This window comes from Marinobacter psychrophilus (genome assembly GCF_001043175.1).
Classification (GTDB): Bacteria; Pseudomonadota; Gammaproteobacteria; order Pseudomonadales; family Oleiphilaceae; genus Marinobacter; species Marinobacter psychrophilus.
On sequence record NZ_CP011494.1, the window covers coordinates 463,811 to 484,681 of the forward strand.

17 protein-coding genes and 1 pseudogene are annotated in these 20,871 nt (G+C 57.9%); 15 read left to right on the forward strand and 3 right to left on the reverse strand.

Translation table 11 applies throughout. The annotated features are described in order from the left end of the window. Nucleotides 1-16 precede the first annotated feature (16 nt). From ABA45_RS02010 to etfB, 3 genes are read left to right on the forward strand one after another with little or no spacing between them, the layout of a single operon-like run. Complete coding sequence (locus ABA45_RS02010) at nucleotides 17-1,999, forward strand: (Fe-S)-binding protein (RefSeq protein WP_048384071.1); 1,983 nt, start codon at nucleotides 17-19, stop codon at nucleotides 1,997-1,999. Continuing rightward, on the forward strand, nucleotides 1,992-3,311 hold the full coding sequence (locus ABA45_RS02015) for an electron transfer flavoprotein subunit alpha/FixB family protein (RefSeq protein ID WP_048384073.1): 1,320 nt from the start codon (nucleotides 1,992-1,994) through the stop codon (nucleotides 3,309-3,311). The genes ABA45_RS02010 and ABA45_RS02015 overlap by 8 nt, the downstream gene beginning before the upstream one ends. Beyond that, nucleotides 3,301-4,146, forward strand: a complete 846-nt coding sequence (gene etfB / locus ABA45_RS02020; protein WP_048384075.1) for an electron transfer flavoprotein subunit beta — start codon at nucleotides 3,301-3,303, stop codon at nucleotides 4,144-4,146. Before ABA45_RS02015 ends, etfB begins: the two co-directional genes overlap by 11 nt. Nucleotides 4,147-4,151: 5 nt before the next feature. On the opposite strand, the gene ABA45_RS02025 is transcribed toward etfB, so the two are convergent. Beyond that, nucleotides 4,152-5,438: an aromatic ring-hydroxylating oxygenase subunit alpha gene (locus tag ABA45_RS02025; RefSeq protein ID WP_048384077.1), complete on the reverse strand. Its 1,287-nt coding sequence runs from the start codon at nucleotides 5,436-5,438 to the stop codon at nucleotides 4,152-4,154. Between the two features lie 311 nt (nucleotides 5,439-5,749). Here ABA45_RS02025 and ABA45_RS02030 point away from each other — a divergent pair, with 311 nt between their 5' ends. From ABA45_RS02030 to ABA45_RS02095, 12 genes and pseudogenes are all read left to right on the forward strand, one after another. Then, on the forward strand, nucleotides 5,750-6,844 hold the full coding sequence (locus ABA45_RS02030) for a hybrid-cluster NAD(P)-dependent oxidoreductase (protein WP_048384079.1): 1,095 nt from the start codon (nucleotides 5,750-5,752) through the stop codon (nucleotides 6,842-6,844). 59 nt (nucleotides 6,845-6,903) lie between these two features. Then, on the forward strand, nucleotides 6,904-8,154 hold the full coding sequence (locus tag ABA45_RS02035) for a sarcosine oxidase subunit beta family protein (protein ID WP_048384081.1): 1,251 nt from the start codon (nucleotides 6,904-6,906) through the stop codon (nucleotides 8,152-8,154). Nucleotides 8,155-8,178: 24 nt separating this feature from the next. Continuing rightward, complete coding sequence (locus ABA45_RS02040) at nucleotides 8,179-8,526, forward strand: sarcosine oxidase subunit delta (protein ID WP_048384082.1); 348 nt, start codon at nucleotides 8,179-8,181, stop codon at nucleotides 8,524-8,526. Continuing rightward, on the forward strand, nucleotides 8,523-11,540 hold the full coding sequence (locus ABA45_RS02045) for a sarcosine oxidase subunit alpha family protein (protein ID WP_048384084.1): 3,018 nt from the start codon (nucleotides 8,523-8,525) through the stop codon (nucleotides 11,538-11,540). Before ABA45_RS02040 ends, ABA45_RS02045 begins: the two co-directional genes overlap by 4 nt. Beyond that, entirely contained in the window at nucleotides 11,533-12,177 is a 645-nt protein-coding gene (locus ABA45_RS02050; protein ID WP_048384086.1) for a sarcosine oxidase subunit gamma, read from the forward strand. The genes ABA45_RS02045 and ABA45_RS02050 overlap by 8 nt, the downstream gene beginning before the upstream one ends. Nucleotides 12,178-12,193: 16 nt before the next feature. After that, nucleotides 12,194-13,393, forward strand: a complete 1,200-nt coding sequence (fdhA, locus tag ABA45_RS02055) for a formaldehyde dehydrogenase, glutathione-independent (protein ID WP_048384087.1) — start codon at nucleotides 12,194-12,196, stop codon at nucleotides 13,391-13,393. A 128-nt stretch (nucleotides 13,394-13,521) separates the two neighbouring features. After that, a complete protein-coding gene (gene gbdR, locus ABA45_RS02060; RefSeq protein ID WP_048384089.1) occupies nucleotides 13,522-14,616 on the forward strand; it encodes a choline metabolism transcriptional regulator GbdR in 1,095 nt (364 codons plus the stop codon). Nucleotides 14,617-14,746: 130 nt separating this feature from the next. Continuing rightward, nucleotides 14,747-16,126 carry an L-serine ammonia-lyase gene (locus ABA45_RS02065; protein ID WP_048384091.1) on the forward strand — a complete coding sequence of 460 codons (1,380 nt, stop codon included), beginning with the start codon at nucleotides 14,747-14,749 and terminating at the stop codon, nucleotides 16,124-16,126. Nucleotides 16,127-16,203: 77 nt separating this feature from the next. Then, a complete protein-coding gene (locus tag ABA45_RS02070) occupies nucleotides 16,204-17,070 on the forward strand; it encodes a formyltetrahydrofolate deformylase (protein ID WP_048384093.1) in 867 nt (288 codons plus the stop codon). A 206-nt stretch (nucleotides 17,071-17,276) separates the two neighbouring features. Next, nucleotides 17,277-18,210: pseudogene (locus ABA45_RS02075) on the forward strand (IS3 family transposase). 288 nt (nucleotides 18,211-18,498) lie between these two features. After that, the gene (locus ABA45_RS19190) at nucleotides 18,499-19,074 is read left to right on the forward strand and encodes a hypothetical protein (protein ID WP_227506102.1); all 576 of its coding nucleotides are present in this window, start codon (nucleotides 18,499-18,501) and stop codon (nucleotides 19,072-19,074) included. Nucleotides 19,075-19,831: 757 nt separating this feature from the next. Beyond that, nucleotides 19,832-20,071: a hypothetical protein gene (locus tag ABA45_RS02095; protein ID WP_048384095.1), complete on the forward strand. Its 240-nt coding sequence runs from the start codon at nucleotides 19,832-19,834 to the stop codon at nucleotides 20,069-20,071. Nucleotide 20,072: 1 nt separating this feature from the next. On the opposite strand, the gene ABA45_RS02100 is transcribed toward ABA45_RS02095, so the two are convergent. Both ABA45_RS02100 and ABA45_RS02105 read right to left on the reverse strand, forming a co-directional pair. Then, nucleotides 20,073-20,555 carry a nucleotidyltransferase domain-containing protein gene (locus tag ABA45_RS02100; protein WP_053076106.1) on the reverse strand — a complete coding sequence of 161 codons (483 nt, stop codon included), beginning with the start codon at nucleotides 20,553-20,555 and terminating at the stop codon, nucleotides 20,073-20,075. 4 nt (nucleotides 20,556-20,559) lie between these two features. Continuing rightward, a complete protein-coding gene (locus tag ABA45_RS02105) occupies nucleotides 20,560-20,799 on the reverse strand; it encodes a hypothetical protein (protein WP_048384097.1) in 240 nt (79 codons plus the stop codon). Nucleotides 20,800-20,871 lie beyond the last annotated feature (72 nt).

The window sequence follows — 20,871 nt, forward strand, 5'->3', positions numbered from 1 at the left end:
TCACAGGAGAACCACCATGCTTGAAATTATCCTACCCATCCTGATCTTCACGGCGCTGGTGTTGGCGTTCATAGGGGCGGCCCGCCGGGTTCACTTGTGGCGACAGGGGCGTCCTTCGGACGTTGGTTTTTTCAGTGGGCTGGCGGCGGTGCCCCGGCGCTACCTTGTCGACCTTCACAGCGTGGTGGAGCGTGACAAGTACATTTCCCGCACCCACGTGGCGACGGCAGGTGGGTTTGCCCTTGCGGCGCCAGTCGCGATTGCGGTGCACGGTCTGGGCCTGGGCAGCGCCTGGCTGACGTGGCCTCTGCTGGCGGCCACGCTATGCATGTTTGTTGGCAGCGTGTTTGTGGCCTTGCGCCGACGCAATCCGCCCGCTCGGCTCTCGAAAGGGCCCTGGATGCGTCTGCCCAAAAGCCTGGTTGCGTTCTCGTTGGGGGTTTTCGTTGTTACTCTGCCGGCCGCGGGTGTTGTACCTGCTGCCATCGGCGGTTGGGTACTGGCCGTGCTTCTCGCGGTTGTGGTGGCCTGGGGCCTGGCCGAAATGTTTTTGGGTATGACTTGGGGTGGGCCGATGAAACACGCCTTCGCTGGTGTGCTGCATCTGGCGTTCCATCGCCGGCCGGAACGCTTCGGAGGCGGTCGTTCCACCGGTCTGAAAGCGCTCGATCTCGCCGACCCGCAGGCGCCGCTGGGCGCAGGAAAACCAGCAGATTTCACCTGGAACCAGCTACTGGGGTTCGATGCCTGCGTTCAATGCGGGCGTTGCGAAGCGGTCTGCCCGGCGTTTGCTGCGGGCCAGCCCCTCAACCCGAAAAAACTGATACAGGACATGGTGATCGGGCTGGTCGGGGGCAGCGATGCCGGTTATCACGGGTCTCCGCACCCCGGCAAGCCGGTGGGCGAGCACCATGGCGCACTGGATGAGCCGATCGTCGGAAGAGAAGGCAATGCCTTGGTCAGCGCCGAGACTCTGTGGTCTTGCACCACCTGTAGAGCGTGTGTCGAGGAATGTCCGATGATGATCGAGCATGTTGACGCCATTGTCGACATGCGCCGCCACATCACTCTGGAGTTGGGCGTTACACCCAGACGGGGCGTCGAGGTTATCGAAAACCTGATTGCGACCGACAATCCCAGTGGCTTCGCCCCCGATTCGCGCATGCACTGGGCCGCGGACCTCAACCTGCCGTTAATGGCCGACGTGCGCGACGCGAAGGTCTTGCTGTGGATTGGCGATGGCGCCTTCGATCAGCGTAACCAGAGAACACTGCGTGCGCTGGTCAGCATACTGCGCGCCGCCGACGTCGATTTCGCAGTTCTCGGTAATGACGAGCGCGATAGCGGTGATCTCGCTCGCCGCCTTGGCGACGAAGCAACCTTCCAGAGCCTTGCGAGGCGTAACATTGCAACATTGTCCCAGTATGGCTTTGGCTGCATCCTCACCTGCGATCCCCACAGTCTCCATGTACTCAAAAACGAGTATCCCGAATTGGGCGGCAGCTATCAGGTTGTTCATCACAGCACCTATATTGCTGAATTGCTCGCCGAAGGCCGCATGGAGATTTCCCCGTGGAAAGGCGACAAGGTCACCTATCACGATCCCTGTTACCTGGGGCGTTACAACGGTGAGTACGAGGCGCCGCGCAACGTGCTCAAGGCCCTTGGTATGGAACTGGTGGAAATGCAGCGCAGCGGCTCTCGTTCACGCTGCTGCGGCGGCGGTGGGGGTGCGGCGATCATCGACATTCCCGGTAAACGCCGGATCCCCGACATGCGCATGGATGACATCCGTGAAACCGGCGTGAGTGTGGTAGCCGTCGGTTGCCCGCAATGTACCGCGATGCTGGAGGGGGTGGTAGAACCGAGGCCGGAGGTACGTGACATTGCCGAACTCGTGGCCGACTGCCTGGTGCCCTCGGCGCAGAAAGATCAATCCGGCCGGAAAGACAAGGCCGGTCAGCCATCGCCAGCCGGGGAGCTACTCGCTGATGCATAACGGCACAGATTCTGTTCCGCGTCGCGACTCACGCAAGGAGCGGATCGCGCGCAATCGCCTGCACCCGGACCACAATGCAGTGCTTGCGGAGATGCATGGCACAAGCCGGGTTGGGCCGTCGCTCTGGGCTGGCCCCAATGGGCTGGCGCGGCGTAACCCGCATCGAGTGGGATTTAGTGGCCCCAACGGCATCAAGCGGATCGACCGCAGCGGCGCCCAGACAGATACGAGTCTGAACTTGCGAACTGAACGCCAGCCAGTGGCGGCCGATCGGCGTACCACCGTTGAGATCGAGACCCCGGCTTTTCTGATTGCAGTGGTGCCTGATCTTCCCGGTGGGCGGCTCTCTGCCCATGACCGGGACCTGCTCGGTTTGGCCCGGCAATTGGCCGATGCGGACCCGGCCGTGCCCGGCGCTGTGTTGGCCATAGTCTTTGGCGCCATTCGGGAGAATGGCTTCGGGACTGCCGGTGTCGACCGGCTGCTGCACGCTCTACAACACCCTGCCGATCGATCCTTTGGCTTAGGCGCCACGTCTCACACCGAGTATAGCCCCGAGGCACGTCTGGCCGTGTTGGTTGACGTCGAGCGCGAGCTCTTGCCGTGCCATTGGCTGTTGCCGGATTCGCCAATGGGTGGCGCCGATCTGGGCCGCCGGTTGGCGGCGAGATTGTCCGAACGCCCGGCGACACAGGTTTGGCAGATTAACCAGGATGCAAACGGAAAGCGCTGCAACGGGCTTGGTGCTGCGGGCAGCACGGACATAAACCGGCCGCTACCAGGGTTGGTGTTGGCGCTGGCCGAGTGCGCTGAGCCCGTGGCCATGACTCGCCACGCGGCTCGACAGATAACTCTGCCGGAGCCATTGTCACGGATGCCCGGGCGCATTCAGGACCTCGGCGCCGTGGCCGTCGACCCCGCGACGGTCGCGTTAGACGAAGCGGAGTTTATTCTGGCCGCCGGTCGTGGCGTAAGCGACTGGGCCGGATTTCACAACGCCGCGGCAGCTTTGGGGGCGACCGAAGGTGCCTCGCGCGTTGCGGTGGATGACGGTTTCATGGCGCGCGACCGCCAGGTTGGCGCTAGCGGTACATGGGTCACTGCGCGGGTGTACCTCGCGGTTGGTATTTCCGGCGCCATCCAGCATCTGCAGGGTATAAAGAGCTGCGACAAGGTCGTTTCGATCAACCTCGACCCGGACTGCGATATGAACAAACGCGCCGACCTCACCGTGATCGGCGACGCTGACGAAATTCTGGCGGCTCTGGTGGCGCTGCAGCAACGGATCGAGGAGAAAGCGGATGCCGCCTGACGTTCTTGTGGAATCGGCGTCTGCCGACCGGCTCGGTATTGCCGTGTTGGTCTCGGTCGGGCGCCATCCGCTGACAGGGCGCACGCGCCGCGCCGACCAGGATGCTCGTGCGTACGAGCTGGCACTTTCTATTGCCGGCGCCCGCACAGCGCTGCTGCACGCTGGACAAAACGATGCCGAAAACGAGCTGGCGTTGCGTGGCTATCTGGGTATGGTCGGCGTATCCGAAACTGGCGAAAACACCGCGGATCAATTGGCGGTGATAGAACAGGCCACTGGCGCCGATGTGTTGCCGGCGCTGGTTAACGCGCTGCGTGAGCTGTCGCCAGAGCTGGTACTGTGCGGCATGCGGGCCGAAACCGGTGAAGGTTCGGGAATGCTTCCCTATCTGCTGGCCGAGTGGCTGGGCTGGCCCATTGTTAGTGGTGTGGCACAGGTAGAAAGCGTAAGCGACGGCGTCGCGACGTTGTTGCAGGCTCTCCCGCGCGGCCAGCGACGTCGGCTCTCGGTGCGGCTTCCTGCAATCGTAACGGTCGATAGCGCGGCGCCCGGCGCGCGTGCCTCGGCTTTTGGTCCGGCACGCAGGGGCGGGCTTGCGGTGTCCGCTGCCGCGTCTATGCCTGACGAAGCGCGGGCCGGATGGCTTACCACACCGGCGCGCAAGCGACCCAGACGATTGAAGATCATCACCGCGTCGTCGGCGCGGGACCGTTTCAAGGCGGCAGCGTTAAAGACGCAGGGCGGCGGCGGTAAAGTGTTGACCGGCTTCAGTCCCGAGATCGGGGCTGAAGCCATTCAGGCGCTGCTGAAAGAGGAAGGGGTACTGCCAAGCTGACGCTTTTATTTCCCGACGATACGCAAATGATCCTGGCCGTAACCCAGGTTGCTGAGCATCTGTTCGCTATACCATTGCAGGAAGTCGATGACGCCGTATTCGTAAGTCTCTGAATAGGGGCCTGGCTGGTAGGCTTTGGAGTTGATACCAAGCTGGTTTTCCTCCACCAGGCGCCGATCTTGGTCGTTGGTTGCGTCCCAGACCCGACGCATGTGGGCCAGATCGTAGTCGACGCCTTCGACGGCGTCCTTATGTACCAGCCATTTGGTGGTGACCACGGTGTGCTGGGGCCCAAGCGGCAACACGCGAAACACCACCGCGTGATCTCCCATGAAGTGGTTCCAGGAATTGGGCAGGTGAAATATACGCAGCGAGCCCATGTCAGGATTCTGGATTCGGCCCATCAGTTTGGTGCAAGCAGGTTTGCCGTCCATTGTCATGGCGACCGTACCCTCCAATAGGGGGGTTCTGGTAAGGCGGCTGCGCTGACCGAAACGCCGCAGTTGCCAGGGTATATTCTGGGCACTCCATTCGGCCTGCTTGCGCGCGACCAGTGCCTTGTACTCGGGTGTGGCGCGGGGATCCTCGGTGTCATCGAATTCCTGCAGGCTGTTCAGTAATTCGGGGTGCGCCCCGTTGCAGTGATAGCACTCGCGATTGTTTTCAACCACCAGCTTCCAGTTAGCCTGTTCAACCAGCGTCGATTCGGCGGCGACCTTGACGTTTTCCATGTCGTAGGGCTCGAGGTATTCACCCAGCGTGAAGATAAGGTCATCAACGGCGGGTGGCTCTTCGGCCAGACAGATCAGGATGAAACCGCCGCCGGTTTTGACCTGCACGGGTTTCAGGCTGTAGTCGGACGGGTCGAAAGTGTTGCCCATATTGTTGCCTGCGTACAACAGGCGCCCATCGAGCTCGTAGGTCCATTGGTGGTAGGGGCACACCAGCTTGGCAACTTTGCCCTTAGCCTTACTGCACAGGCGTGAACCACGATGGCGACAGACGTTGTGAAATCCTTGCACAGCGCCTGTGTTGTCGCGCATCACGATCACGGAGTTACTGCCCACCTCGACTGTTATGTAGCTGCCTCTGGTTGGGATTTCGCACGTCATTCCGGCGAAAATCCACTCCTTCTCGAATATCTCTTCGATGTCGAGTTTGAACATGCTCGCGTCGTTGTAGAAGGCTTGTGGTAAGGAGAAATTCTGGCGCCTGCTTTGCAGCATCTCAGCCATTACTCTGCGTGGATCATTCATTGGGTGGTCAAAACCTGCGGTAAAATCACGGTCCATCGCTTTCTCTCCTCATGGCGTGAATGATCGTAACAGATGCCATCTGACGATCGACAGAGTGTGGACCAGGTTCGGAAAATAGAGTTGTCTATTCACGACATGCACAGCGCTGACGACGACATCCGGTGTCGGGGTCGTAATGGCAGTTCCAGATACGCCAGTGTCGTATATAGACAAGTCGTGCCAAGGGCAGACGGCGAAAATCATCTCGTTGACCATGCGTCGGTGGAACATGCATCAGTGCATAGAGTGATGGCGATACCTGGCTTGAGTTGTCGTCGCCTGCAGGCCGTTCAGACGAGAGAGATTCTATGACTACGCAGTTTCTCAATCCCGTTAACACGCAGACCTGGAGCAATGGCCGCCACGTGGTGCGCTGCACCCAGGCGGTCCAGGAAACCCGGGATGTGCGCACGTTCTGTTTTGTTGCGGAACAGCCGATTCTGTTCTACTTCAAGCCCGGTCAGTTCGTCACGTTGGAGCTAGAAATCGACGGGGAGCAAATCATGCGCTCCTATAGCATTTCCAGCTCTCCATCGGTGCCTTACAGTTTCTCGATTACGGTAAAGCGCATACCCGGCGGCAAAGTGTCTAACTGGCTCCACGATAACCTCGTTGAAGGTTTTGAGCTTGCAGTGCACGGACCGATTGGCGACTTCAATGCTATCGATTACCCCACCGAGAATATCCTGATGCTCTCCGGTGGTGTTGGCATAACGCCGGTGATGTCGATGGCGCGCTGGTTTTTCGATACCAATGCCAATGTTAATGCCTGCTTTATCCACAGCGCCCGCACTCCCCAGGATGTTATCTACAGTCGCGAGCTCGACCACATGTGCTCGCGCATCGACAGCTTCAATGTGCATGTCATCTGTGAGCGGCAGGAGCCCGGCCAACCCTGGGTCGGCTATAGGGGCTATTTGAACCAGCAGATGCTGGAGTTGATCGCGCCGGACTTTATGAATTTCGAAGTGTTTTGCTGCGGCCCAACCCCCTACATGCGTGCGATCAGACAGATCCTGGGCAACGCGGGGTTCGACATGGCTCACTACCACGAGGAGTCGTTCGGCTCGACACCGGCGGCGGTTGCGGAAGACGTTATCGAGCACGCCGAAGCTGCGGCTGAGGCACTCGACCAGGCTGACATGGTCAGCGTCACCTTCGCTGACAGCGACAAGTACGTGCGCGTGCCACGGGGCGAGACTGTCCACGCCGCTGCGGCCAAGGTGGGCCTGCACATTCCGAAGGCTTGTGGCATGGGTTTGTGCGGCACCTGCCGGGTTGAGCTGAAGGCTGGCACGGTCGATATGCAGCACAACGGCGGCATCACTGAGGAAGACGAGGAGGTGGGCTTCATCCTGGCCTGTTGCAGTCGGCCCTTGGGTGACGTTGTGGTTGGGTACTGAGAATGTCGCAAAAGCTGCGTGACGCCACGCCATTTAATTTAACAACAGGGTTGCTCGCTATGGAACGGTATTCGGTTTTTGGACTCATCAAACACGCCCTGAGTTACCACGAGAACTGGCAAAAAACCTGGCGTAGCCCCACGCCGAAGAAAGAATACGACGTGATCATCATCGGCGGCGGCGGTCACGGCCTCGCCACCGCCTACTATCTCGCCAAAAACTACGGCATCACCAATGTGGCGGTGATTGAGAAGGGCTGGCTCGGCGGCGGCAATACGGCACGCAACACCACAATCGTGCGCTCAAACTACCTTTGGGACGAGTCGGCAGCGCTGTACGAGCACTCGATGAAGCTTTGGGAGGGGTTGTCGCAGGACCTGAACTATAACGTCATGTTCTCACAGCGCGGCGTGCTCAACCTTGGGCACACCCTGCAGGACATGCGCGACATTCAGCGCAGAGTTAATGCCAACCGTCTTAACGGCATCGATGGTGAGGTGCTCGATGCCCGCCAGGTCGCGGAGCGGGTTCCCATAATGGACTGCTCCAGCAACACCCGTTACCCGGTGCTGGGCGCCTCGTGGCAGCCGCGTGCAGGCGTGGCCCGCCATGACGCCGTGGCTTGGGGCTATGCCCGCGGCGCGGACCGGCTCGGGGTCGACCTGATCCAGCAGACGGAAGTCACCGGGCTCAATATTCGCAACGGCAAGATCCTCGGTGTGCATACCAGTCGCGGTGATATCAATGCCAGAACAGTGGGCTGTGTGGTCGCCGGTAATTCCGGCGTGGTTGCTGGTATGGCCGGTATCAAGTTGCCCATCGAGTCGCATCCTCTGCAAGCCTTCGTGTCGGAGCCGCTCAAGCCGATTCTCGACACGGTGGTCATGTCCAATCACGTGCACGGGTATATCAGCCAGACGGACAAGGGCGATCTGGTCGTTGGCGCCGGCATTGACGGATATAACGGTTACGGTCAACGCGGCAGTTATCCGACGATTGAACACACCATGCAGGCGATTATTGAACTGTTTCCGATCTTCTCGCGAGTGCGCATGAACCGGCAGTGGGGCGGCATTGTCGACACCACGCCGGATGCCTGTCCGATCCTTTCCGCCACACCGGTTGAAGGGCTGTTTTTCAACTGCGGCTGGGGCACTGGTGGCTTCAAGGCCACCCCGGGTTCGGGCGATGTCTTCGCCTGGACTCTGGCGAACGGTCGGCCCCATGCCTTGGCGGCGCCGTTTTCAATCGATCGCTTCTACACCGGTTCGCTGATTGACGAGCACGGCGCCGCAGGCGTAGCTCACTAGTCTTTCACTACAGGAGTCTGGACCATGTTTTACATTCATTGCCCCTACTGCGCCGAGCGACGGTCTGAGGAAGAGTTTCACTGCATGGGCCAGGCCCATATTCAGCGGCCGAAAAACCCGGAGGCAGCGTCAGACAGAGAATGGGGCGACTACCTGTTCTTCCGTGACAACCCCAGAGGGCTGCATCAGGAAATGTGGGTTCATGCGGCGGGCTGTCGCAAGTTCTTCAACGTTGCTCGCAACACTGTCAGCTACGAAATCCTCGAGACGTATCGCATAGGTGAACAAACCAGCGTCACGGTCGGCACGGCAGCGCACGGTCGTGAAGGGAAGGTTGATCAAGCACACGAAGTACAGGGGGTCCGTGCATGAATCAGGTCAATCGTCTGGCAAAGGGTGGGCGCATTGATCGTGGTCGTCCACTGACGTTTTCGTTCAACGGTCAGACCTGTCACGGCTACATCGGTGACACGCTGGCTTCCGCTTTGCTCGCCAATGGCATAGACATCGTCAACCGCAGTTTCAAGTACTCGCGCCCGCGCGGCATTGTCGCCGCCGGCGCCGAAGAGCCCAATGCGATCATGCAATTAGGGGCTACGGAGGCGACTCAGGTTCCCAACGTACGGGCTACCCAGCAGGCTCTGTTCGATGGCCTGTATGCCCGCAGCACCAATCCTCACAACAACTTGCTAAGCACCATCGGGGAACTGTTCAGCCCGATGATCCCTCCCGGTTTCTACTACAAGACATTCATGGCGCCGGCGTCAATGTGGATGACCTATGAAAAGGTGATCCGCAAGGCGGCTGGTCTGGGGCGTAGCCCACGCGAAATAGACCCGGACCATTATGAACACAGCAAGCAACACTGCGACGTGCTGGTGATCGGTGCTGGTCCTGCTGGATTGGCCGCCGCCCTCGCGGCCGGCAGGAGTGGAGCGCGCGTTATTTTGTGCGATGAACAGGAAGAGCTGGGTGGATCCCTGCTCTGTTCGCGGGAAATGCTCGACGGCAAACAGGCCTCTGTATGGGTGGCCGCGGTGGTGGCCGAACTGGCAGGCATAGACAACGTCCTCCTGCTGCCGCGCACCACGGCCAATGGCTTGCACGACCATCAGTTTGTAACACTGTACGAACGCCGCACCGAGCATCTTGGCGATCGCGCACCGAAGGTCAACAACCAGCAGTTGGCGCGCGCCTGCATGTATCACGTTCGCGCCGCGCAAATCGTTCTGGCTTCAGGCGCTCACGAAAGGCCGCTGGTCTACGCGAAAAACGATGTGCCGGGCAACCTCCTGGCCGGCGCCGTATCCACCTACATCCGCAGATACGGCGTTGTACCAGGCAAGCGCCTCGTTGTCTCGACCTGCCACGACGACGGCTACCGCGCCGCACTCGACTGGGCGGAAGCTGGCCATGAGGTCGTCGCTATCGTTGACGCCCGGGAACGTGCCGATGGCCACTGGAGTGAAATGGCGCGTGCGCAAGGGCTGAACATCATTATGGGCAGCGCCGTTATCGAGGCGAAAGGTAAAAACCGGGTGACCGGTGCGCGCATTGCCAGCATCGACGTCGCCCGCTTTCAGACGACGGGTGTAGCCAGCGAATTGAGTTGCGACACCATTGCCAGCTCTGGCGGCTATAGTCCCGTGGTTCACCTGTCCTCGCACACCAACGCGCGCCCGGTCTGGCGTGAAGACATTCTTGGTTTCGTGCCGGCAGAACTGCCCGGCCTGACGCCTGTTGGTGGTGCTTGTGGCGTTTACGCGCTTGCCGATGTGCTCAAGGGCGGCGCCGAAGCAGGTGCCGAGGCCGCGATAGGGTGTGGTGACACGTCGGCGGCAATTGACCTGCCTGACGTTGAACGCCTTGAAACCGGCGAAGCTCTGGGTCTGTATCAGGTGCCCCATGAGAAGCCGTCGTTGCGTGCGCCCAAGCAGTTCGTCGATCTGCAGAACGACGTGACCGCAGCGGCCATAGAGCTTGCTACCCGTGAAGGGTTCGAAGCCATCGAACACGTCAAACGCTACACCGCACTGGGGTTCGGCACCGATCAGGGCAAGCTTGGCAATATCAACGGCATGGCAATCGCCGCCCGCTGCCTTAACCAGACCATTGCTGACACCGGCACCACGATATTCCGCCCGAACTACACTCCGGTGGGCTTTGGTGCAATCGCCGGCCGCCATCGTCGCGACCTGTTCGACCCCGAGCGCTACACCGCTTTGCACGAGTGGCACCTTGCGCGTGGCGCAAAGTTTGAAGATGTCGGCCAGTGGAAGCGGCCCTGGTACTTTCCCATTAATAATGAAGAGACGATGCACGATGCGGTCGTGCGCGAGTGTCGTGCTGTGCGCGAGAAGGTCGGCATGCTTGACGCGTCGACCCTGGGCAAGATCGATATTCAGGGCAAGGATGTCCGCGAGTTCCTTGGCCGGATCTACACCAACGGCTGGGAAAAGCTTGCGGTCGGCAAGGCGCGCTACGGCCTGATGTGCAAAGACGACGGCATGGTGATGGACGACGGCGTGACCACCTGCCTTGCCGACAACCACTTCCTGATGACCACAACCACTGGAGGCGCCGCTCGGGTACTGGAGTGGCTTGAGCTGTGGCATCAGACCGAGTGGCCCGACCTCGATGTCAGCTTCACCTCGGTTACCGATCACTGGGCAACCATGGTCATCACTGGGCCAGAAGCACGCCGCCTGCTTGCAGAAGTGACTGACATCGACCTTGATCGCGATAGCTTCAAGTTCATGGACTGGCGCGAGGGTACGGTGGCCGGAGTACCGGCGCGGGTGTATCGGATCTCCTTCACCGGAGAGCTCAGTTATGAGGTCAACGTACAGGCCCACTATGCCATGCATGTCTGTAAGACCCTGTTCCAGCATGGTGACAAGTACGGTCTGACGCCTTACGGCACCGAAACCATGCACGTGTTGCGGGCGGAAAAGGGGTTCATCATCGTCGGTCAGGAAACCGATGGTTCGGTAACGCCCGAGGATCTCGGAATGCAGTGGTGTGTTGGCTATAACAAGCCGTTCTCCTGGATCGGGAAGCGCTCGCTGACACGGCCGGATACCTGCAGGGAGGACCGCAAGCAGATGGTCGGGCTCAAACCCTTGGACAAGACGGTTGTGCTTCAGGAAGGGGCGCAGATCGTTTTCGATCCGCAGCAGCCAATACCCATGACGATGGTCGGACATGTGACGTCAAGCTACTTCAGCCCGACACTGAACCATGGTTTTGCGCTGGCGTTGGTCAAGGGCGGCCAGAAGCGCATCGGCGAGCGGGTCTATTGTCCGATGACCGGTGGCGTTACCCATGTCGCAGAAATTGTCAGTCCGATCTTCTATGACCCAAAGGGGGAACGCCAGAATGTCTAAGGTCGCCATTTTTGAACAACGTCCAGCTGACACGATCGCGGCCGAATCGCCACTGCATTATTCGCTTCACCGGCATGCTGTCTCTGCTCAAGGCGTTGACTCTAAGAAAGGCTCTGCCGTGGCAATGGCTGAACGTGCCTTTCTGGGCCACCTGATTGTGCGGGGCAGTGCAGACGTGTTGCGTACGGCGATAAAAAAAGTCGTCGGTATCACCCTGCCCGAAACCGCCTGCGGCCTGAACGTCGAGGGAGGAAAAAGCATCCAGTGGTTGTCACCGGACGAGTGGCTGGTGATTTTGCCACCGGGTGAGGAATTTGCCACCGAGAACGCCTTGCGCCAGACACTGGGGAGTAATGCCTATGCGGTCGTGAACGTCAGCGGTGGCCAGACAGTGCTCACCCTGTCCGGCCCAAGTGCGCACGAGGTGCTGATGAAGTCGACACCCTGTGACGTCCATCCGCACGCGTTCCCCGTTGGCAGAGGCGTGTCGACGGTGTTCGCCAAGACCACAGTGCTGCTTCGCCGTCCCGATGCTGAGCACTGGGAGCTGGTGATCCGGCGCAGTTTCGCTGATTACCTGTATCGCTGGTTGCTGGGCGCAGGTGAAGAGTACGGAATCACCACAAAACACACTTAAAATAAGGACAACAACAATGAGTGACAATCGCGGTGTAGTTTACATTGGCCCGGGCAAGGTTGACGTTCAGTCAATTCCGTTCCCGAAACTGGAGAACCCGCAGGGCCGCAGGATCGGTCACGGTGTATTGCTGAAAGTGATCACGACCAACATCTGTGGGTCGGACCAGCACATGGTCCGCGGCCGCACATCGGCGCTTGCAGGGTTGGTGCTGGGTCACGAGATTACCGGCGAAGTGATTGAGATCGGCTCCGATGTCGAGAACTTCAAGGTTGGTGACCTGGCGTCGGTGCCGTTCAACGTAGCGTGCGGGCGCTGCCGAACCTGCAAGGAGCAGGACACCGGGGTCTGCCTCACCGTCAACCCGTCGCGCGCTGGCGGTGCTTACGGTTATGTGGATATGGGGGGCTGGGTCGGTGGTCAGGCCGACTATGTGATGGTGCCCTATGCCGACTTCAATTTGCTGAAACTGCCGCACCGCGATCTTGCAATGGAAAAGATCCGTGACCTCACCTGTCTCTCCGACATTCTGCCCACAGGCTATCACGGCGCGGTAACAGCAGGTGTCGGTCCGGGTAGTACGGTCTATATCGCCGGTGCAGGACCGGTCGGGCTTGCCGCTGCAGCCTCGTCGCGCTTGCTGGGCGCAGCGGTCGTCATCGTCGGCGACGTCAATCCGACCCGTCTGAGCCATGCGAAATCTCAGGGGTTCGAGGTGGTGGACCTGTCGCAGGACGCTTCTTTGGGTGATCAGATCGCTGAACTGCTGGGCATACCCGAGGTGGATTGTGCGGTAGATGCCGTCGGGTTCGAGGCTCGCGGTCATGGGCATCAGGGCGTTCAGGAAGAGGCGCCGGCGATTGTGCTCAATTCGCTGATGGAGATCACCCGTGCTGCAGGCAAGCTGGGCATTCCCGGCCTGTATGTCACCGAGGATCCGGGCTCTGCGGATACAGCCGCCCAGAAGGGCAATCTGAGCCTGCGTTTTGGCCTTGGCTGGGCCAAGTCCCATAGCTTCCACACCGGCCAGACACCGGTGATGAAGTACAACCGCCAGTTGATGCAGGCCATTATGTGGGATCGTATCAAGATAGCGGATGTGGTCGGGGTCGAGGTTATCTCGTTGAACGATGCGCCGCTTGGTTACGGCGAGTTTGATGCGGGCGTGCCCAAAAAATTCGTCATCGATCCGCACAACTCGCTCAAGCTGGCATAGCCAATAAGACATACATTAGCGATGTCTTATTGCTAGGATGCAACACGAGGGGTCAGTTTAGCGCGCCACCCTGAGTGCGCCGCGACGGCGGCAAGCCCCGGTATTAGCCAGCATGGAGCAATTGTCTGATGATGAGCACCAATGAGCGCCCGGGTATAGACAAGCTCCATGCCTCTATTCCTGCCCACGGGCAGATTCAGACGCTGGGTTTTCTCCTGCTGGACAATTTCACTCTTATTTCAATGGCAGCCGCTATCGAACCGTTGCGCATGGCCAACCAGCTGGCCGGCCGCACACTCTATCACTGGGTGACCTTAAGCCTGGACGGAGCACCCGTGCGAGCTAGCGACGGCGTGCTGATAACGCCGGATGCTGCAACGTCCACAGCGCCGCCGATAGACACGGTCATCGTTTGTGGCGGCGTAGGCGTGGAACGCAGCACCTCCCGCGAACACATCGTCTGGTTGAAGGCTCAGGCACGACTGTCACGCAGGCTAGGCGCAGTTTGCACGGGCAGCTGGGCGCTGGCCAGGGCCGGGCTGCTGGATGGCTACGAGGCCAGCGTGCATTGGGAATACATGGTTGTAATGAAAGAGACCTTTCAGCGCGTCACCCTGACCGAACGGCTTTTCTGCATTGATCGGGATCGGCCAACGGCGTCTGGAGGCACCGCGCCGCTGGATATGATGCTCAGTCTGATCGCACGCGATCATTCTAAAACGCTCTCTTCCGCTATCTCCGAAATGTTCATTTATGACATGGTGCGCAACGAGCAAGACCTGCAACGGGTGCCGCTGAAACACTGGTTTGGCAGTACCCAACCCAAACTACTGGAAATCGTTGCCCTGATGGAGGCCAATCTTGAAGAGCCCATTTGTCTGGATGAGCTTGCAGTCTTCGTGTTGATGTCACGGCGCCAGCTCGAACGGCTTTTTCAAAAACATCTGCTTTGCTCGCCCTCACGGTACTACATCAAACTGCGCCTGACCCGCGCGCGCCAGCTGCTCAAGCAAAGCTCGCTGTCAATCGTCGAAGTCGCCTCCGCATGCGGCTTCGTCTCCACCTCGCATTTTTCCCGGTGTTACCGTGAGTACTTCGGAATTCCGCCACGCAGTGAGAGAATCAGCTGTGTGTCCGGTCCGTTCGATGCAGGGGCCGGAGGCGCGGCAACGGCCTTGATTGATGCTCAGGGCGAGCCGACCTACGGTAGCGTGCAGACCTAACCCTAACGGAAAATGACGTTTTTAGAAGCCAGCCAGTCGTATTCAAGCGGCTCTGGGCCATGACGGCAGCGTATGCTTCATTCTTGTCAGGAATCTAACATCAGGAATCTGCATTCACCTGAGGTGATCCATGTCCATCAGCGTCTTCGACCTGTTCAGAATTGGGATCGGACCCTCCAGCTCGCATACCGTCGGCCCCATGCGTGCCGCCTATGATTTTGTTCAGGCGCTTCGCCGCCAAGGCATGCTGGAGCAGGTAAGGCGTATACAAATTCACTTGTTTGGTTCGCTGTCGGCTACCGGCGCGGGCCACGGCACGGATCGTGCCGCCATTATGGGACTAATGGGGAAACAACCGCAGACCATTGACCCGGTTGTCATCGGCCCGGCCATGAAGGCGCTTCAAAAGACTCAGACCCTGCTACTCGATGCCCGGTTTCCGATTAACTTTAACGTGAACCGCGACATGCAGTGGCATCCGGAAAATCTTTTGCATCATCCGAATGCGATGCGGGTGATCGCCTATACGGATAGCGACGAGCTGTATTGCAACACCTACTACTCAGTCGGCGGCGGCTTCGTGATCGATCAGGCCCAGGCCGAGCAGGGTGAATCCGACACCGACTTGACGCGGCTGCCCTACGAGTTCAACACGGCGGCGGAGCTGCTCGCCCTGTGCAAAACGCACGGCCTGAGTATTTCCGGGGTGATGCTGGAAAACGAAAAAGTGTGGCGCGATGAGGCCACCATCTGTGCCCAGCTGATGCGGCTTTGGGAGGCCATGCAGGCCTGCGTGAAAAACGGCTTGCGCAATGAAGGCATGATCCCCGGCGGACTTTTCGTGAGGCGCCGGGCAGCGGCCTGGCATCTGCGCCTGCTGGCCAAGAAAAACAACGGCAGTTTGATTGCATCCACCTCGTCCGCGATGGACTGGCTCAATCTCGTGGCCCTGGCTGTCAACGAAGAGAATGCCGCTGGCGGGCGGATGGTGACGGCGCCGACGAACGGCGCAGCTGGCATCATTCCGGCGGTGTTGCATTACTACATGCAGTTTCAGCCTGACGCGAACGATCGCGATGTGGTCAATTATCTGCTTACCGCCGCTGCCGTTGGTATTCTCTGCAAGAAAAACGCATCCATTTCAGGCGCAGAAGTGGGGTGTCAGGGCGAGGTCGGATCGGCCTGCGCGATGGCCGCCGCGGGGCTTGCAGAGATCTTGGGCGGAACCCCTGCGCAGGTTGAGAATGCAGCGGAAATCGGTCTGGAGCACAACCTTGGTTTGACCTGCGACCCCATCGGTGGCCTGGTCCAAGTGCCATGCATCGAGCGCAATGCCATCGCCTCAGTCAAGGCGGTCAATGCAGCGCACATGGCGCTGGCAGGCGACGGTGAGCACATCGTTTCGCTCGACAAGGTCATTCGAACGATGCGCGATACCGGGCGCGACATGCATGACAAATACAAGGAAACCTCGCGCGGCGGCTTGGCGGTCAATATCGTTGAGTGCTGACGCTTTGCAATCCCATCCATCTAACCATCAACGACCAACACGGTATGCGTTCAGAACGCGCTGCCCCGGAGGACAAAATGCCCCTGAATGACGCGCGTTACATTTTAACCGCCACCGGGCCCAGCGCTCAGGGCCAGGTTGCGGTTATTACTGCCTTCATCAACAACCTGGAAGGTTACGTTGAGGAGTTCAATCAGTTTGACGATGTGGAAGAGGAGAGCTTCTTTGCGCGCGCCTGTTTCCGTATCAAGGCCGCCGCTAATCCCGGCTGTGCTGAGCTGATTGAGGCGTTCACCAAAACCGCTACCCGGTTCTTTATGGAATGGAGTATCACCGACGCCGACCACCGGCCCAGAGTGCTGATATTTGGATCTCGACTGGACCATTGTGTGCGCGACATTCTCTACCGTTGGCGGTCTGGCGAACTCAACATGGACGTCATGGGCCTCGTCTCGAATCATGAAAACCTGGCGCCGATAGCAGCGGAACACGGTATTCCTTACTTTTTCCTGCCGGTTACGGACGCATCCCGCAGTCAGCAGGAAACGCGGTTGATGGAAATAGTCTGTGAAACCGAAAGTGAACTCCTGATTCTGGCCAGGTACATGCAGGTGCTTTCAGACTCGTTGTGCGAGCAATTACTGGGACGAGCCATCAATATCCACCACTCTTTTCTGCCCGGTTTCAAGGGCGCGCGGCCGTATCACCAGGCGTACAAACGAGGAGTCAAGGTGATTGGCGCGACGGCCCATTATATTACGACGGACCTGGATGAAGGCCCGATCATCGATCAAGTAGTAGAGCGCGTTGACCACAGCCTAACGCCAGTCAAACTGGAATCCCTCGGGCGCAACTGTGAATGCGTTGCGCTGCACCGTGCGGTAAAGCTGCACATTGAGCGGCGCGTGTTCCTTAACGGGATGCGGACGGTCATATTTGTCTAGGAGGCTGTCGGGCTTAAGACTGACCTACTGCGTCGGCGACAAGTGAACTTCGCTGTAAAAACACAGGATCCGCTCGTTATTGCCCTTTTCCACATACGCTTTAAAGTGGGTTGTAAGGGTGGCGATGACTTGCGACTCTCATTGTAGTGGTTCAATGATTCCGGGCACCAACGTAGGTGGTAATATTGCCGTCATAAGCGAGGTGTCTGACGACCAGGAAACGACGATCTTTTACGCTGGAGTTCAGGCAGGAAGCTGCCTGTCTGGTGCTTGACCAAAGGTACACTATTGCCGAAGCCAGCCGCTCTCTTGATGTCGGACGAGATGAATCGTACGCGCTGACAGACCAGTTGAGTGAGCAGGAGCCGGTTGAGATGGTCTGTAGTAGATGCCGAACGAGTGGTTCTGCGAGCTGATGTAAACCGGATATTTCGCAAGAGCCGAAGCTCGGCAGGAAGCCGGATGATCACCACCATGCTCAACGACGAAGGCGTTTTGATTGGACGCTTCAAGGTTCGTCGACTGATGAGTGAACTGGGGCTGATATGCAAACAGCCAAGGCCGCATGCATACAAACAGGCAACAGTGGTGAGGCCGGACATTCCCAATCGACTGAATCGTGAGTTCAGCGTCAGTCGCCCAGACCAGGACTGGTGCGGCGATATCACATACATCTGGGCTGGCCAGAAATGGTGCTATCTGGCAGTCGTTCTGGACCTTTACGCCCGCCGCATTGTTGGCTGGGCACTGTCTACCGGCCTGATGCTGAATTGGTGGTAAAGGCGCTGGATCGTGCTTATGAGCAACGAAGAAAGCCAACTGGGGTTCTGCTTCACTCCGACCAAGGCAGTCAGTATGCCAGTCGATTATTCCGTCAGAGGCTCTGGCGTTACTGCATGGAGCAAAGCATGAGTCGCCGGGGAAATTGCTGGGACAATGCCCCCGATGAAAAGGGTCTTCCGAAGCTTGAAGAGTGAATGGACTCCCTTACTCGGCTACCGATCAATTCTTGATGCACGGAAGGATATTGGAGACTACCTGATTGACTACTACAACCGACAACGCCCTCACACTTTTAATGCAGGTATGCTGTCTGTGGTCGCCGAAGAAAAGCTTAAAATACTGTCCGGGATTAGTTGACCACTACATTTTTACTTTCAGCTTCTCTGAGCTAAAAAGTCGAATAACTATGCTCTCTAGGAGTTTACGGGTCTTTTGTTAAAGGTCGAAAGGAGGGTGATTCCCCCTAAAAAACGTGATGTCTTCGTGCAGAATCTCCCTGCGTTTAGCTTACGGAAAATTCTACTTTTGAGCACCACCTCGGTTTTTAGGGGGGATTACCGTTCCATCAAACTGCCTCTGCATAGTTGCCGAGGTTACCCACCTGCTATACTGAATGAATTACTCCCAACAGCCATAGGCAGACAAATGGCGCGTAAAAAACTGACTGAACAAGACCTCTTAAAAGGCTTAAACGCTCACACAGCCCATGCGGACGAGCTAGCCGATCCGCTGCCCCAGGAGCTTACGCCTCTGGAGCGCCGGAAGGGCTCGGTTAAGCACTATGACCGGCCAACCGATCCTGTCTGGGATGAGTTTCTTGGTTCCAGTGAGGGTGTTAGTGACGATTTAAGAGAAGACTCAGGCCAGGTTCTCTGCAATGTCGCAGATGAGCCGGCTCCTCCCGGCCTAAGAGTGGCGATAAAAATCCTTGACCGTTGGGGGTGCTCTCCCCACGAGCAGGCCCAGATTCTGGCATTATCGGGTTCCGATTCAGCTAGCGGTCTGTCGAACGAGCAGCTACATCGAATCAGTGGCGTTCTGAACCTACATGCAGCGTTGCGGGGGCGATTTACAAACCCGGAAAACGTTTACGGGTTCATGGCGAAACCAAACGCGCACCCTGTTTTTTCCGGACACCGCCCGATTGATAGATTGCTCAACGGCGATTTGGAGGACTTCAAGATGATTAGCCGCCACATTGACAGAATGGGCAGCTGGTGATAACGCGTTAGTTGCAGAAACACTGAATGCGTTGGTTGAACAAAGCATCCACTCTTTTGAGCAACATTGAGGCGAAAAGCTTACATAGTTTTTTAGTGTGGCTGGGCTCGATAATCAAAGTATCGCCGGACCTGTTGCAGGTCTTTTTCAGAACGCTGCATCAGATCCATTGGTGAATCGCCGCTAAAGGGTTCATCTGAGGAGGGCCGACGCAAACGCCGAGCGCCGCGCTGGGGATCTGTGTATAGGATATTCAGAGCTTTCGCGATACCCAGTAAGAGCGAACATTTGCGCGCTTCTAACACTGGCCTGTCGTTCTCTATCTCAGTCTGATATCCGCAAATAGAAAATAGCTCCAAATTGCTTAGGCGAAGCTCTTTTGCGACAGGCAACATTAACCGGTGTAGTGTTTCTGCATCATATTTTTGGTGTGAGCGCATCGTCAGGCCTATTTTTTATTCCCAAGGACCGCCTGGCTAAAAACATTCGTCAGGATTTGAGCGCTTACGAATGACCACACTCAGATTTGCCCTGGCGCACGGACAGACCAATACTGAACTCCTTAGACTCCTCCGCGAAGCGTATCGATTCGCTTGTAGGTTCCATATAGGCCTCGCTTCATGGGCGTGACAAGTGCTGTGTATTCGGACTCGGTGTATAAGGGCAAAAGGATAGGCCCGTTAAAACGTGGCCACCCATGTTTACTTTGCTGAAATCTGATAGTTTTGGATAGGCGTTTAGCGATGAGCGATGAGCGATGAGCGATCACTTAAGCATCAGGGAATACGTTATCGAATTGGCTACTGAGCTTGGCATTCGGTATCACCCGACCCCTGACGATACGTTGGCAGAAATCGCTACACGTCTTGCGGGTGATGACGTCGTGACTGATGAGATTGAAGATTTGATTGTGACGCTAAAGCGCGCCGGAGTGATCAGCGGCAATGAGATGGGGACTTTGTTGAGTCGGTATTTGTCGGAGAAGACCCAAATCTAAATCAGGCCTGCCAGACGACAATGCCCTCACTGGCAATCCTCTCTAAAACCTCCAAATCGACAGGCCGCGATCGCTCAGGGTTTGACCATTCGGCCTCCCAAACCGGATGTGGCCGGATACGAACACCCGTTACCAACAAAATTTCATAAGCCACGCTGGCAAGGGCGAGCTTCACATCAACAAACTCTCTGAGCCCCTCATTTTCTCCGCGCAATAAGACCGCCACATTGGTATCGCTTTCCGCGCAGTAGTCACCGCGAGCCCGGCTACCGTACAAAACCAGCTGGACAACATCGAATTCTTTTGAAAGGGCTTCAGCGAACGTCAGAATGGGTTCGCGAATATCAACCTGGTTGACGAGAACCATTTGTCCATAGCCAACGGGTGCCGCCTGTTCCCAGGCCTGAAGCTCTGCAGGCACTGGCGCACTTAGATCACAATGGGCCACCAACTCTTTCAAGCTATAGGATTTTCGTTCCGACATGGCTTTATCTCCTGGTTCCTTTACGCCCCAGAATAACAGCGGCCTGGAGGGTTGCAGCCTCTGAATCAGAGAAATGTTCCGGCGCTTGGTATTCGCCACCCCACTCCTGAGCATTCCGATACCGAACAGCCGGCCGGGGCACTAGCTCGATAATATCGTCAAACCCGGTTTCATAACCCTCGACCAGAACCGGTGTATCCGGTGGCAAGGTTTTCAGCTGTGTGATTAATTCTTCGACCGTCATAGTTAACCTCTCTTGCCAACGACTGATAACAGCGCGAGAAAACCAGAAACACACAAACCCTCAGTTGAACTA

Bases quoted from the DNA above. Each gene is read 5' to 3' on its own strand.
- etfB (WP_048384075.1), top strand. From the start codon at position 3,301: ATGCCGCCTGACGTTCTTGTGGAATCGGCGTCTGCCGACCGGCTCGGT.
- ABA45_RS02030 (WP_048384079.1), top strand. From the start codon at position 5,750: ATGACTACGCAGTTTCTCAATCCCGTTAACACGCAGACCTGGAGCAAT.
- ABA45_RS02045 (WP_048384084.1), top strand. From the start codon at position 8,523: ATGAATCAGGTCAATCGTCTGGCAAAGGGTGGGCGCATTGATCGTGGT.
- ABA45_RS19190 (WP_227506102.1), top strand. From the start codon at position 18,499: ATGGCGCGTAAAAAACTGACTGAACAAGACCTCTTAAAAGGCTTAAAC.
- ABA45_RS02010 (WP_048384071.1), top strand. From the start codon at position 17: ATGCTTGAAATTATCCTACCCATCCTGATCTTCACGGCGCTGGTGTTG.
- ABA45_RS02035 (WP_048384081.1), top strand. From the start codon at position 6,904: ATGGAACGGTATTCGGTTTTTGGACTCATCAAACACGCCCTGAGTTAC.
- ABA45_RS02100 (WP_053076106.1), bottom strand. From the start codon at position 20,555: ATGTCGGAACGAAAATCCTATAGCTTGAAAGAGTTGGTGGCCCATTGT.
- gbdR (WP_048384089.1), top strand. From the start codon at position 13,522: ATGATGAGCACCAATGAGCGCCCGGGTATAGACAAGCTCCATGCCTCT.
- ABA45_RS02095 (WP_048384095.1), top strand. From the start codon at position 19,832: ATGAGCGATCACTTAAGCATCAGGGAATACGTTATCGAATTGGCTACT.
- ABA45_RS02070 (WP_048384093.1), top strand. From the start codon at position 16,204: ATGCCCCTGAATGACGCGCGTTACATTTTAACCGCCACCGGGCCCAGC.
- ABA45_RS02050 (WP_048384086.1), top strand. From the start codon at position 11,533: ATGTCTAAGGTCGCCATTTTTGAACAACGTCCAGCTGACACGATCGCG.
- ABA45_RS02015 (WP_048384073.1), top strand. From the start codon at position 1,992: ATGCATAACGGCACAGATTCTGTTCCGCGTCGCGACTCACGCAAGGAG.
- fdhA (WP_048384087.1), top strand. From the start codon at position 12,194: ATGAGTGACAATCGCGGTGTAGTTTACATTGGCCCGGGCAAGGTTGAC.
- ABA45_RS02065 (WP_048384091.1), top strand. From the start codon at position 14,747: ATGTCCATCAGCGTCTTCGACCTGTTCAGAATTGGGATCGGACCCTCC.
- ABA45_RS02025 (WP_048384077.1), bottom strand. From the start codon at position 5,438: ATGGACCGTGATTTTACCGCAGGTTTTGACCACCCAATGAATGATCCA.
- ABA45_RS02105 (WP_048384097.1), bottom strand. From the start codon at position 20,799: ATGACGGTCGAAGAATTAATCACACAGCTGAAAACCTTGCCACCGGAT.
- ABA45_RS02040 (WP_048384082.1), top strand. From the start codon at position 8,179: ATGTTTTACATTCATTGCCCCTACTGCGCCGAGCGACGGTCTGAGGAA.